Origin of the sequence: Vreelandella indica (assembly GCF_037070225.1) — a bacterium.
In the GTDB taxonomy this organism is placed as follows: Bacteria; Pseudomonadota; Gammaproteobacteria; order Pseudomonadales; family Halomonadaceae; genus Vreelandella; species Vreelandella arctica.
The window spans coordinates 25,108-38,547 of record NZ_JBANSO010000022.1 but is presented as its reverse complement, the minus strand read 5'-3'; the positions used below and the strand labels follow the sequence as shown (position 1 = coordinate 38,547).

General features: G+C 50.2%; 10 protein-coding genes, 1 tRNA gene and 1 pseudogene. 9 read left to right on the top strand and 3 right to left on the bottom strand.

The window, feature by feature from the left end; genetic code table 11:
* Positions 1–102: 102 nt before the first annotated feature.
* From V8L71_RS15075 to V8L71_RS15035, 9 genes and pseudogenes are all read left to right on the top strand, one after another.
* Entirely contained in the window at positions 103–876 is a 774-nt protein-coding gene (locus V8L71_RS15075) for a thymidylate synthase (protein ID WP_431313184.1), read from the top strand.
* On the top strand, positions 873–1,430 hold the full coding sequence (locus V8L71_RS15070; protein ID WP_336274636.1) for a dihydrofolate reductase: 558 nt from the start codon (positions 873–875) through the stop codon (positions 1,428–1,430). Before V8L71_RS15075 ends, V8L71_RS15070 begins: the two co-directional genes overlap by 4 nt.
* Positions 1,431–1,450: 20 nt before the next feature.
* Positions 1,451–2,224, top strand: coding sequence for a ProQ/FINO family protein (locus tag V8L71_RS15065; RefSeq protein WP_336274635.1), 774 nt, complete (start codon positions 1,451–1,453; stop codon positions 2,222–2,224).
* Between the two features lie 290 nt (positions 2,225–2,514).
* On the top strand, positions 2,515–3,573 hold the full coding sequence (locus V8L71_RS15060; protein WP_336274658.1) for a porin: 1,059 nt from the start codon (positions 2,515–2,517) through the stop codon (positions 3,571–3,573).
* A 338-nt stretch (positions 3,574–3,911) separates the two neighbouring features.
* Positions 3,912–5,498, top strand: coding sequence for a phosphoglucomutase (alpha-D-glucose-1,6-bisphosphate-dependent) (pgm, locus tag V8L71_RS15055; protein ID WP_336274634.1), 1,587 nt, complete (start codon positions 3,912–3,914; stop codon positions 5,496–5,498).
* A gap of 320 nt (positions 5,499–5,818) precedes the next feature.
* Positions 5,819–7,738 (top strand): sensor domain-containing diguanylate cyclase, encoded by a 1,920-nt coding sequence (locus V8L71_RS15050; protein WP_232774525.1) that lies wholly within the window; start codon positions 5,819–5,821, stop codon positions 7,736–7,738.
* Between the two features lie 144 nt (positions 7,739–7,882).
* A complete protein-coding gene (locus V8L71_RS15045) occupies positions 7,883–8,830 on the top strand; it encodes an AEC family transporter (protein ID WP_101145298.1) in 948 nt (315 codons plus the stop codon).
* Between the two features lie 86 nt (positions 8,831–8,916).
* Positions 8,917–8,993, top strand: a tRNA-Arg gene (locus tag V8L71_RS15040).
* Positions 8,994–9,302: 309 nt separating this feature from the next.
* Positions 9,303–9,566 (top strand): annotated as a pseudogene (locus V8L71_RS15035) (transposase); the annotation flags it as partial.
* Between the two features lie 1,220 nt (positions 9,567–10,786).
* On the opposite strand, the gene V8L71_RS15030 reads toward V8L71_RS15035, so the two are convergent.
* From V8L71_RS15030 to V8L71_RS15020, 3 genes are read right to left on the bottom strand one after another with little or no spacing between them, the layout of a single operon-like run.
* Complete coding sequence (locus V8L71_RS15030) at positions 10,787–10,921, bottom strand: hypothetical protein (protein WP_336274633.1); 135 nt, start codon at positions 10,919–10,921, stop codon at positions 10,787–10,789.
* On the bottom strand, positions 10,918–12,423 hold the full coding sequence (locus tag V8L71_RS15025) for a YfjI family protein (protein WP_336274632.1): 1,506 nt from the start codon (positions 12,421–12,423) through the stop codon (positions 10,918–10,920). Before V8L71_RS15025 ends, V8L71_RS15030 begins: the two co-directional genes overlap by 4 nt.
* Positions 12,420–13,307 (bottom strand): toprim domain-containing protein, encoded by an 888-nt coding sequence (locus V8L71_RS15020; RefSeq protein WP_336274631.1) that lies wholly within the window; start codon positions 13,305–13,307, stop codon positions 12,420–12,422. Before V8L71_RS15020 ends, V8L71_RS15025 begins: the two co-directional genes overlap by 4 nt.
* Positions 13,308–13,440 lie beyond the last annotated feature (133 nt).

Genomic DNA, 13,440 nt, shown 5'->3' with positions numbered 1-13,440 from the left:
CTTATGACCCCACCACCTAGAATAAACGGCTAAACCGCCTGTTAATTTGGAAATTCTGTGACTGTACCAACGCCCGCGCTTGAGCAACCCTATTTAGACTTGATGCAAACCGTTTTGGAGCATGGCGTTGACCGCCACGACCGCACAGGCGTGGGTACGCGTTCCGTGTTTGGTCATCAAATGCGTTTCGATTTATCGCGTGGTTTTCCGCTCATTACCACCAAAAAACTGCACCTGCGCTCTATTATTCACGAACTTCTATGGTTCCTGAAGGGCGACACTAACATCGCCTACTTGAAAGAGAACGGCGTGCGGATATGGGACGAATGGGCAGATGAAAACGGCGATCTAGGTCCCGTTTACGGCTACCAGTGGCGTAGCTGGCCTGACCCTAAAGGTGGCAGCGTTGACCAAATTGCTAAGGTGTTGGAGCAAATTCGTACCTCGCCACAGTCGCGCCGGCTGATTGTTTCCGCCTGGAACCCAGCCCAGGTCGATGAAATGCAGCTACCGCCGTGTCATTGCTTGTTCCAGTTTTACGTTGCCAATGGAAAACTCTCGTGCCAGCTCTATCAGCGCAGTGCCGATATTTTCCTCGGTGTACCGTTTAACATCGCTAGCTACGCCTTGCTACTGACCATGGTGGCACAGGTGACCGGTCTTCAGCCGGGTGAATTTATCCACACCCTTGGCGATGCGCACTTGTACAGTAATCACCTGGAACAGGCCAAAGAACAGCTCGCGCGCACCCCAAAGGCCGCGCCAAAACTAGTGCTTAACCCAGCAATAGACGACCTGTTTGCGTTCCGCTTTGAAGATGTTGAGATTGAGGCTTACGAACCGCACCCCCACATCAAAGCCGAGGTAGCGGTATGAGCCAGCAAAGCGATATGGTTAGGCACAACGAGAGTTTTGACTCCTTAGTCCCCGTGGCAATGATTGTCGCCATGGCAAAAAACCGCGTGATCGGCGTCAACGGCAAACTGCCCTGGTACTTGCCCGAAGATTTGAAGTTCTTTAAGCGTATTACCCAGGCAAAACCGCTGGTGATGGGGCGTAAAACTTACGCTTCCATTGGCAAGCCGCTGCCGAACCGGCTTAATGTAGTGGTTACGCGCAACGCCGAGTTTTCTCACGAAGGCATACGTGTTTGCCACGACTTGCCCGCAGCGCTGGAACTGGCCGACCAGCACGCTACTATAGAAGCGGCAGAAGAGATCATGGTGATGGGAGGCGGAGAGATTTATCGCCAAGCGCTACCCTTTGCTCAGCGGCTCTACATCACGGAAGTGGATATCGACGTAGAAGGCGACGCCACGTTTCCTGAGTTCGAACCCAGCGAATGGCAAGAAGTACAGCGCGTAGCGGGGCAGCCAGCAGAAGGGCAGCCAAGCTACGATTTTGTGGTCTACGAGCGCATCGCCGACTGAAAAGGTCAAAGGAGAAGGGTATGGCCGCCAGCTTAATGAATATTTTAGATGACTTAGAAACGCGTCTTGAACGCACACAAGCTGAGCTGCAAGCCCTGCGCGAAGAAAACCAGCGGCTAAAGCAGCAGTTGGCGCTAGAAAGTGCCCAAGAGCAAAGTGTGCCAAGCCAAGAAACTACGACCACAGCTGAGATACACGGCGAAAGCGAAGAAGCCTCTGAGCAAGAAAAAGCCTCTGAGCAAGAAAAAGCCTCTGAGCAAGAAAAAGCCTCTGACAAAGAAGCTCCAGCCGAAATAGGTCAATCAACGCAACCGATTGAGTCAGCTCAAACGCCATCGCCGCATGCATTGCTTAACCAATGGTACGAGCGTTATCCAAAAGCGTTCTTCAAAGGCCATACCAAGCCGCTCAAAGTAGGCATTCACCAAGACTTGGCAGAACGCGAAGAGTGGCCTAATAAGCTGATTCGTCGAGCGCTTGCCAACTATGTAAATCTTCCGCGTTATATAAAAGCCGTGCGCGTAGGCGCTGAACGGGTGGATTTAGATGGTCTGCCTGCCGGTAAGGTTGATAAAGAAGCAGCGCAGCATGCATCAGAAAAACGCGGTGAAAAACGCGAGAACGGGGCGCCAAAGCAACCTCACTCGAAAGCATCTCCTGTAGCTAAAAAGCCCCAGCAAGAGGCGCCAAAACAGCCTGTAGTGGAGGGCAAGTTAGAAAAAAGTGAGCCCCGTAAGTCGCTTAGCATGGAAGACAAATTGTTAGGCTTGCAGCAAAAATTTAAAGGCCGCTGAGACCAAGCCTGGAAGCAGGGGTTCCACAAAAAAGTGCAAATAGTAAAGAAACACTGTTTTTTTCTATTGCGTTCCCTGGAATCCCGGTATAGAGTTTGTCCTGCGAGCATTGGACTATAACAAGGCTTTGTTGAGGACATGCCGCATACCACCGGGAAAAACCGGAGGATGGGAAAAGAGCATGGCCCGCAAGCCATCTGCCGTCTCATCAAGAGCCGAGCAGCAACGATCGAAACAGTATACGAGTTAAGGAACTTACATCATGAAAAAAAACACTTTTAGCGACTGCTATCGTTGGCGCCCTGGGTGCCTCTGCTGCAGCACAAGCTGCAACCGTTTATGACCAAGACGGTACTAGGCTGGATGTCTATGGCCGTATCGCCATGGGTATTGCTGGTGGCGGCGAAGAGTTTAATGGTTCCGGTCAGCGTATTAATAATGACGCTGAATTTGTAGACGTCTTCTCACGCCTTGGCCTACGCATGAGCCATGACGTTTCACGTGACCTGACTGCTTTTGGTCGTCTTGAGTGGCGTTTCCGTGCGGACGAATCTGGTAACCGCAACGGTAACAACTTTGATGCCTTCTCTGAAACGCGCCAAGCATACCTGGGTTTACAAAGCGATCAGTTCGGTACTTTCCAGGCTGGTAACTTTGACAGCTTCTACAACCAGTTTGTTTCTCTGCCATTTGACTGGGAAATCGATCGTGGTCTTCTAGAGTTTGCTGGTCACCCGAAACAATCGCGCGGCGACTCTATCGGTTACTACACACCCGACATGAACGGTTTTACTGCTGCCCTGCAAGCTAAGCACTACAGTTCGCGCGGCGCAGTGGAGGGAAGCCTTGAAGATGAAGATTCTGAAGTGGCAGCCCAGGGTGCCGTTCGTTACGCCCAAGGACCTGTGACCATCGGCCTAGGTTTTGTTGACGATGTTGAAGATGGTGATGGCGGCAACGGTGAAATGCTCTACGGCTTGATCGGTTCTTACGACTTCACCGATCAGTTCACTGCTCGTTTAGGTTACGAAACTCGTGACAACAACTCTGATTATACACCTAGCGCTACTGGTGAAAATGGCTACGATAAAATTGGTGTAGGCGGCACTTTTACGACGGGTCCTTGGGCATTCGCTCTTGACTACTATAATGTAGACCTTGAAAGTGACGATACTCGACATGCGTGGGCAGCAGGTACTTACTACAATGTATCCAGCAATTTCGACGTCTTCGTTGAAGTCGCTGATGGTGATTCTAGTGTTAGCAGTGACGAATCCAGCGTTGGCGATAACTTCGATTCACTGAAAGAAGACGTTTACTGGCTGACTGGCGCACGTTACCACTTCTAAGCTTGGTTTAAATACCATACTTAAAGGGTAAACTGCCTAGCAGAACCAATAGAACCGGCCTCTTTAGAGGTCGGTTTTTTTATGTGTAAATTAGAGCGCAGCTCGCCTATTAATTGCCTGGGGTGCGGTACTGTTTCCATAAGTATATAACTTTTCAGTTACTTAAAATTTACAAAAAAGCCAACCATTTTTCTGTGCTTGGCTTTTTGTGATGTCAATGATCTTGTTTTAAATACCAGTAATACTTGTATAACAGGGATAATAGATATCCATACGCGCGTGCAAGCGTCTAGTAAATATGATGGGATAGTTCGTTTACGTAAAAGGAGATCAGAAGAATGGAAACTATTTTAAAAGAATTCTACGAACAACAGCCGAGTGCTAGCGTTCCTAAGGAGTGCATAACGTTTGGTACCTCCGGCCACCGTGGCCGCTCCAACGAGCGTACATTTAATGCCGCACATATTTATGCAATCACCCAGGCAGTGGTCGATTATCGTATTGATGCGGGCTATCAGGGACCGCTGTTCCTGGGTTTCGATACCCACGCGCTTTCTCGCCCCGCCTGGGAGTGCGCGCTGCAGGTGCTGGCCGCCAACAGGGTGTCGGTGTTTGTTGAGAAAGATCAGGGCTACACCGCAACACCGCTGATCAGTCAGGCGATTTTGCATCATAATCACCCACAGGATCAGACGGTGCCGGCGCTCGCGGATGGCCTAATCATCACGCCTTCGCATAACCCGCCGGAAGATGGTGGCATTAAGTACAACCCACACCACGGCGGCCCAGCGGATACTGACGCCACCGGCTGGATTGAGCTGCGTGCGAATGCTTACCTTCTGCGTCAGCTAGAAGATGTGCCCACCGTGCCGGTTGATGAGGCGATCGCCCATGCCCAGGAGTACGATTTCACCGCTCATTATGTGGCTCAATTAGGCGCGGTGGTGGATATAGCCGCAATTCAGAAGGCAAACCTAGCGCTTGGTGTCGACCCGATGGGGGGCACAGCATTGCCAGTCTGGCAGGCGATAGCGGCGCACTACCATCTCAATCTTGAAGTAGCGAATACTACGATTGATGCTGATTTTGCGTTTATGCCGCCGGATCACGACGGCAAAATTCGTATGGATTGCTCAAGCTCTGCAGCAATGGCCAATTTGCTCAAGATTAAAGGCCGCTTCGATATAGCGTTTGGTAACGACCCGGATGCTGACCGACATGGAATTGTTGACGCTAATGGCTTGATGAACCCTAATCACTTTTTAGCCGTGTGTATCGATTACCTGATCACTCATCGCCCAGAGTGGGCCGCTAGCTTGAAGATTGGCAAGACGCTGGTGTCGTCTTCGATGATCGATCGTGTAGTGGCTTCCCACCAGCGCGAGCTTTATGAAGTGCCGGTAGGCTTTAAGTGGTTTGTAGATGGTTTGCACGAAGGCTGGCTGGCCTTTGGCGGCGAAGAGAGCGCAGGTGCCAGCTTGCTGACCCGTGAAGGCAAAGCGTGGACTACCGATAAAGACGGCATTGCACTCTGTTTGCTGGCAGCGGAAATCATGTCGGTCACTGGCAAAACGCCCAGCGAGTATTACCGCACGCTCACCGAGCGTTTTGGTGAGCCTTGCTATAAACGCGTGGATACTCCCTGTTCGCCGGAAGAGAAGGCTGCATTTAAAAACCTGACTGCTGAGAGCGTAACGGAGAAGCAGCTTGCTGGCGATCCGATTACTGCAGTGCTAGTCAACGCACCCGGCAACGGCGCTGCTATTGGCGGTATTAAAGTCACCACCGAAAATGGTTGGTTTGCCGCTCGCCCCAGCGGCACGGAATCACTTTACAAGGTATATGCCGAAAGCTTCAAAGGCGAGCAGCATCTGGACGAGCTGATCGAAAACGCCACTACACTACTAGCAGGTGTGTTGCAGTAGCTAATGTGAAGCCAGTTTTATTACCCATGAAATAGAAGGCTCCACAGTTAAATTAATTTTAAAAGTGGCTTATAGTTGATACGTGTCAACGTATGCGCGGGTCGGAATTTTGTTATGTTGGTGGATGAATTGGATTGGACGATACTGCCCCACTTACCACAGAAAATGGGTATAAATGCTGCCGTTATTTTATAAATCAAGGTTAGCCAGTGTCTCTGGCTAACCCACTGAAACTAACACTCACCTCTCGCTCATTAAAAAGCCGGCTTCTGCTGGGGCTCGCGCTTACTTGGTTTTTGGTGGTGTCACTGGTGCTCGGCATGTCGTGGCAACTGGGTAAAACCATGGTGCATGAGGCCAATATGTCTCATCTGCGTTATGAAGCTACTCTGCTTGCCGACGAAGTGACCCAGCAGGTTGAACAGCGCTTTCAGGCATTAGAACGCTTAAGCGGCATAATTAGTGCTACTGATGATGCGAGCTGGATCCGCTACCAGCTGCGTCAGAATGATGGTCTGCTGGCTTGGTTTGAGGGAGTTGTGGTTGCTAATCGCGAAGGGGAGATCGTAGCTGACTGGCCTGCTATTGTAGGCCGAGTAGGGCTTCACACGGCCGAGCTTGAATACTTCCGTATGCTGCGCGGTACTCTTCGGCCTTACGTCAGCGAGCCATTTCAAGGGCGAGCTAGTGGTATGCCTATGGTGTTAGTCAGCGTTCCACGCCTTACTGAACAAGGTGAGTTCGATGGTTTCGTGGGCGGCATTCTTAGCCTGGATTCAGGCGGAATGTTTGGTCGCTTGGCCAAGGTTCGCTTGGGTGAGAGTGGCTATGCGGCTGTTGCTACTGCATCCGGAAAAATTTTGTATCACCCTAACAGCCGCTTGATTAATGCCAGCGTACCTGACAAGGAATTTAATCCTGGATTGGATCTTGCTTTGGATGGCTGGGAAGGTGATGTTGTTGACGAATTATTAAATGGCCAAACAGCGCTACAGTCTTATGCTCAAGTGTGGCCTGCCGGTTGGGTCGTTGGCTTCTATTTGCCGATTGAGCAAGCGCAATTGCCGCTGGCTAATTTCATCCAGAAACTTTGGTGGCTATGGGTGTCGCTGGCAGTATTGATGTTGCCCCTGTTGTGGTGGCTGTTAGGTCGTGAGCTTTCGCCCCTTAAGCATCTGGAAAAACAGATTGGTGAGGTGGGGCTGGGCCACAGAGAGCACGTCAGCCTGGCCACCAATATGCAGGAACTGCAGCAAGTCGCATCCACCTTTAACCGGGTAGAAGAGGAGCGGCAGCTACTGCTCAGTAATCTTCAGGAGCGCGAGGCGTTTCTTGACTCAGTGCTCAATGCCGCACCGCAGGGCATGTTTGTCGCCAATATTAAAGGTGACATCACTTACATGAATCCAGCATTGCTTGAGATGCTGAATATTTCTCCTGATCTGGCTATGGAGTCATGGCTCACTCAAATTCACGTTGACGATATCACCGGTACCAAGGATATGTGGGTCCATAGCCTACGTACCGGCAGTGACTTTGTGCGTCAGTTACGCTTTTTACGCAGCGATCAAGAGCTGCTGTGGCTGGATATTCATGCTCGCGTGGTTATGCTTTCCCAAGATGGCCATACCCTTGGTTTGGTGGGAGTTGTGAAAGATATAACTGAGCGACGGGAACAGGAAGCTATTCAGCGTTGGGAGGCGGAGCATGACCCGCTAACGGGTTTGCTGAATCGTCGAGGTTTTGAGCGCCGCCTTGAAGAAGCTTTTGCCGATTTTCAAAAAACCAGCACGCCTTCGGCCCTGTTGCTGTTCGATTTAGATCACTTTAAGCCTATCAACGATGAAGGCGGGCATGCTTTGGGCGATGAAATGCTGCGTCGTATTGCTCAAGTGGTCGCCTGGGAGGTGCGTCGTAGCGACCATGTAGCGCGTCAGGGCGGTGACGAGTTTGGTGTACTGCTGCCTAGTTGTACCCTTTCTCGGGCGAAGGCAGTGGCGGAATCTTTGCGGCAAGCAGTGGGGGAGATATCCGTGACTCACCAAGGGAAAGAGTACATGGTGACGCTCAGTATTGGCGTCACCACCTTTGATGAAGTTGACGCCAGTGTAAGCAGCGTTTTAGAGAGAGCCGATGCCGGGAGTTACAAGGCTAAAGATCAGGGCCGAGATGGGGTGGTCGTCAATATGCCCCAAAGTCATGATGATGATGTCATGGAACTCTTCGATCAATTTAAATAGTTACCACATGCCCCAAAAGCCGTCTTGTGTGCCTGTGGCGTGCTTACTAGTCGACAAAACTTGCCCAACAGTAGAATATAAGCAGGTGCTGAACTTACTGCTAGAAGCCAGTTTTTTAAAATCAAGGCAGATCGAGATACTGTTGTGAACCTAATCGAACTCTTTGCTCGCACGCTGGATATCACGCTGCCTGTGTTTGCGATGGTGTTTATCGGCCTGAGCCTTAGGCGCTTGAAATTGATCGACAGCGCTTTCGTCTCAACTGCCTCAGCCTTAGTCTTTAAAGCGACGCTGCCCACTCTGATTTTTCTTAGTTTGATAAAAGCCGACCTAAGCGTTGCGCTAGATGTTTCACTGATGGTGTTTTTTGCTGCGGCGACGCTGGGGCAATTTCTGCTGAGCTGGGTATGGGCGCATTACCGTGTCGCGCGTGAAGATCGCGGTATATACGTGCAAGGTGCGTTCCGTGGCAATTGCGGTGTAGTGGGGCTAGCACTTGCAGCGGGTATGTACGGTAACTACGGCCTTTCAGCGGGTAGCTTGCTGTTAGGCGTGGTTATTGTGTTGTACAACGCGCTTTCGGTGGTGGTGCTGGCGTTCTATCAGCCTGGGCAGTCCACTGACTGGCGCAGCTTGCTAAAGCATGTTGCCACCAACCCGCTGATTATCTCGGTCTTTGCCGCATTGCCATTTACAGCTCTCTCTATCCCTCTGCCCAGTTGGTTGATTACTTCAGGGGATTACTTTGCTTCCTTAACCCTGCCGTTGGCGCTGATTTGTATCGGCGCTACGCTCTCTGTATCAAGCATGCGTGACAGTAGTCAGGTGGCGCTAAGCGCTAGCTGGATGAAAATGGTGATATTGCCCATTGTCTCAACGGCAGCCGCTTGGCTAGTGGGCTTTTCTGGAGCACAGCTGGGTTTGCTGTTCCTGTTTTTTGCCAGCCCTTCGGCCGCGGCAAGCTTTGTGATGGTAAAAGCGATCGGTGGCAATGTAGCGTTAGCGGCCAATATCATCGCCATTACCACACTGATGGCGAGCATTACCGTCACGCTGGGCGTGTTTGCCCTGCGTTTGCTTGGTTGGATTTAGCAATTAGGTTGAAGCGGGCCAACTCGGTTGGCCCTGCCTAACCGGACGCGTTATACTACGCGCCCTCAAGTTTGTACTCCGCTTAAGTCCCTGTAGCTCAGTAGGATAGAGCAGCCGCCTCCTAAGCGGCAGGTCGCAGGTTCGACTCCTGCCAGGGACGCCAATTAAATCATCAGGTTACATTTGCTTTTTGAATCTATATTTCTATATTCTTCGCTTGAACCCCTAGTGGAACCCCTAGCCAGAAAATCTATACTTACTGTTATTGCCAATATGGTAATTAGTATTGGTTTTAAAAGGAATCACCACGGCACCAGCAGTTTTCCTTCCTGCTCACTCTTTCCTTATCAATTCTGGTTCTTTTTCAACGTTTGTTTTCCATGTTTGTACATGCTCCTTACGCATGGTGGCTCCCTCGAAAAGCTAGGGTGGTCTAAAGTAGAATTTTCCGTAAGCTAACCGCAGGGAGATTCTGCATGAAAAATCACGTTTTTCTAACAGCCAAATGCTGTCGATCCTCAAGCAAGCTGAAGACGGTGGACCCGTTCCAGAATTATGCCGTGAGCATGGCATGAGCAGTGCGACCTTCTACAAGTAGCGAGCTAAATTTGGCGGCATGGATGCGCCCATGATGGCGCGGCTGAAGGAGTTAGAGAACGGAAACCGACGGCTTAAAAAGATGTACGCCGTGGAACCATTGAAAGCGGACATCCTCAAGGAAGCCATCGAAAAAAAGGGTGAAGCCGGCTCACCGTTGAGAGATGGCGCAGAAAGCGAGCAGCCAACCTGAGGAGACACCGCTGACAACGTTGGTCAGCAAAGGTACGCTGACGAATTGCTCGTGACTATCAGGAACTCAAGCAGGCGTTCAGGTTGGATCATTAGGAGGGCCGCAACTGGCGAGGCTTTCACCATCACGCTAGCCTCTGAATGTTCCCGGCACCTCCCTTCTACCCGAAGGGCAACGGTGTGTCGGGGTCGTGCAACGCGCTCAGCAACATGTGAGTGATTCCATCACAACGCTGCGCTGGTATCTACACCAGAGGATTATGACGATCTTGCATAACCGATGGTGACATCTTGTGAGGCAGTAGAACTAGTTTTTAACCTAAAGGCAGGGTAGCTTACTAATTGTGATAGATATATGCGACATTAAGTGTCGCCTAGCTGGATTGGGCTAGTGCTAAGGCTTTAGTAAGTATTTGTAGTGCTTTCTATTTATTCCTATAACAGCTCAAGAAGCTTCGCGGTACTTACCGAAAAAGTGTTCTGCAAATCCCCGAGTAGATAATCGAATCAATAGCTGACATTTCACAGACAACGATCCCCTCAGGCACAGGTGGCTTAGTCACTATCTCCGAGATCCCCCAAACGAATGTGGCTGGCTCGGCAGGTGATACTGGTTGGTACTATAGTTAGAAATATTGCAACATTTCAGCAAGCAAGCGGAGGTGTTATGAGTGATTTGGCGCAGTTTTTAATTGGTGTCTCACCGATTTTGCTTATTATGTTCGGGACATTAGCTGCCGCTCATGTGGCTGTTAAACGAAAGAATAAACCTCGTCAATGACCGATATCAAGTGGAATTGTCTTAATGCTGATGTTCACGACTCACAACGTGATCATGAATTTGATCGCGCCGCCGTTCGGAAAATTGTCGAATCTGTCGTTGAATTGGATGCAGCGTTGGAGGCGCTAAGGAGTCGTTAAAGTTATGAAGTTGCCACCCACCACGCTAAATGCGTTGTAAGGCATGACGTCGAACCACTTATTATATTCAAGAACCATCTAGTTGTGGTGCCTCACAAGTTGGCACCATAATTATGGCCTGTTTGTTACATGAATTTCGCACTATTGTTGTAGGTATCATGGCTAAGCGAGGTCGGCTCGGCCCGCCATCCAGATGACCAACGATCAACTGGCTGGGCTGAACGGCAAGTAGCCGCTCGGAAAGAGTTATTGAATGCTGCACTTGCTTTTTTCTTCAAAACCACCAACGGGGGTACTGACAAAACTGACATAACCCCCTTTTGTCAGTTTTGTCAGCTCGATGGCTGGTGTATTTCCAGTTTTTTCTAACCAACGGCTCATGCTGCCTCTTTTGGGGCCATGCTAGTGTGCCAGTAGAAAAAAATCGTTGGTCGGCCAGTATCAGCAGTCGTAGTTATGGGGTTAACATACTTGTGCTCTTCCAGCAACTGTATAGCTTCTTTTACATCTTCCGAGCTGGTTAAGCCAGTCCATTGTTTGCGATGTACGTGACGCGCTGTGAAAGGATTCGGCAGTTTGTCACGGCGCTTGTGTATCAGAATTGCCCCTGCAACATGACTACATGTAACTGCGCTGTATAGTCGTTCAGCGTGGCTAGTCAAAAATTTGGCCCAAGCTAGGGCCCGACATGTGGAGTCATGTCCAATCTCATCTTGCTCTCCCTCGATCAAGGCGAATAGTAGTGCCAGGGAACAGATTGTTTGGGGCATTTTTAACAGATGGGATTCCATCACCGGCGACAGATCACCTTTTTTAACCGTGGAGTGAAGTTCCTCCATCCACTCAATGAAGATTGGTTGAGCCTCATCACTGAACTTCCAGATTGGCGGCTCATCATCCTCTGTTTCAAAGTGCAAGTTGTGTAGTGCATAAAATGCTTGGCGGTATTTTTCTTTGCTTTGTTTGCACGGAGCTTGGTCTACCCATTTCCACTTTGGATTTGGGTCTGGCCAAACTGACAATTGAAACCGCTGGACTAGACCGTCATCGTCACTGCCCGTTGTCGCGCCGCGCACGATGGGTGCGATTTTTGATGGCTGAATGCCACCTATGATGGACAGAGTGCAGTGCTCGATCGCAACTGTTCCGCGACCGATTCGATCGTATGTATAGCGTCCGTCACCGTTCCAACATTCCAGGTAAAATGCTCGGTCACTAGCGTACTCTTCTCGCTGCATTTTCGAGAGCCAGCCAGTTAGCTCATCACGAAACAGGAGAAGGCCATTTGGATTTTCGTTTAGTTTTTCACCGAGCGCCTCCACAGTTGCATCATTAACTATCAAGCGAGGAGATGACGAAGACGGTTCTTCAAAGATATCTACCTTTTCTAACTCAGCGAGGGCGCCCGAGCGGTCACCATCCTTGGCTTTCTTTTTTGCACGTTGTTTAGCTGCTTGGCGCTCCATATCACAGATCTCTGCCTCGTTGTTATATCGTGCCAACGTTGCTGCGTGCTGATCGCGAAGTTCTTGCTCAATCGATTCTAATGGGAACCGCATTGCTTTAAGTACAGGGCTCTTCATCGAAGACGGCCCGCCGATTAGGGCACCCCAAAGATTTGCCGTCACCGTCCAATCGTCATACTGCTTCGGACCTATCAAAACTTTCCGGCCTAACACGGCGGATAAGCATGTCAATGCGACCACAGCACAGTACTCGGGGGCCGCTTGAAGCCGATAAGCGGTGTCCATTGTATGTTCGCGAATTCCCAGCGGAAGCATTTCTGGGCTAAAAGGAATAACAGGCGGTAAGCCTTTTGGAAGTGCCAATGGGGCCGTAAAAGTCTCGCTGGTATCGTGCAATTGTTTTAGCAGACCGTTCATGAGCTAACCCCTTGCCTTTTTTCACATGCGTCCAGGTCGTTAAAGTCTGAGCAGTTGCAGCGTTCGCAAGGGAAGCGAGGCCAAGTTATGCTAGCACCAATTTTCGTGGCTGCTTGTTGGCCATACCGGAGACCGGGATTGTTTTTTGTGCGCCGATCATTGTCCGCAGCGATTGTAATTGAGGTCTCTGAAGAGAGGTATCGGCGAAGAGTGATGGCCACAACCGGCAAGTTATTCGCTGTCATCGCTGCTACAACCGGGCACCCGGTTGCTTCATGGATTGTCGCCGCGGTTGCCCATCCTTCGCTCAGGTAAACATGACTAGCTTCAGCTAGACCACCGATTATTGACGCAACGCCCTTTACCATGCCCCCCTTCATGAAACGCTTGTTACCATCCAAAAAGATCTGCTGCAGATTCACAAGTTCAAGATTGTTATAAAGTGGAACGAGAAGTGTATTGCCATGCTGACGTAGTCCATTTGCTCGAACCCCTTTTTTCAGTAAATACGGGTGGTAAGAGTCAGCTGGCTGGGAGTTAGACCACCATTTCAGAGCTCTATCGGCGGTTTGATCTTGTTCCATCTTTCGAAGGGCTTCACGTTCACGCAAAACGTTCGCGGCGGCTTGGCGTGCCTGCTGGGTGGCAATAGGGTCATACTCATTGGCAAGAGTTACGGTCTGCCGCTCACCCGTGTGCCAGAAGCCGAATACGGCTAACTGCGGCGTCGGGCATACATACCATCCTGACCGATTACCCCGGGGCTTGTCAGGAACATCAAAGCGATGAATCTGACCATCTTCGATAATGCTATTTAGATTTACACCCCTGGAAAAAAGCGCTTCCCGCAATGCAGATGTGATCGTGCTAAATTTCATAAACATGTTGTTGATCCTTGACTGATTCAGACATCATGTTGTTGTTCAATAGGCCTCCGGTGTTTTTTGTAAATGCGTAAAAACTGCAATTAGCCGAGTTGACTTTAAAGTTGGGCTGGAAAATCTCTTCTTAAGAACT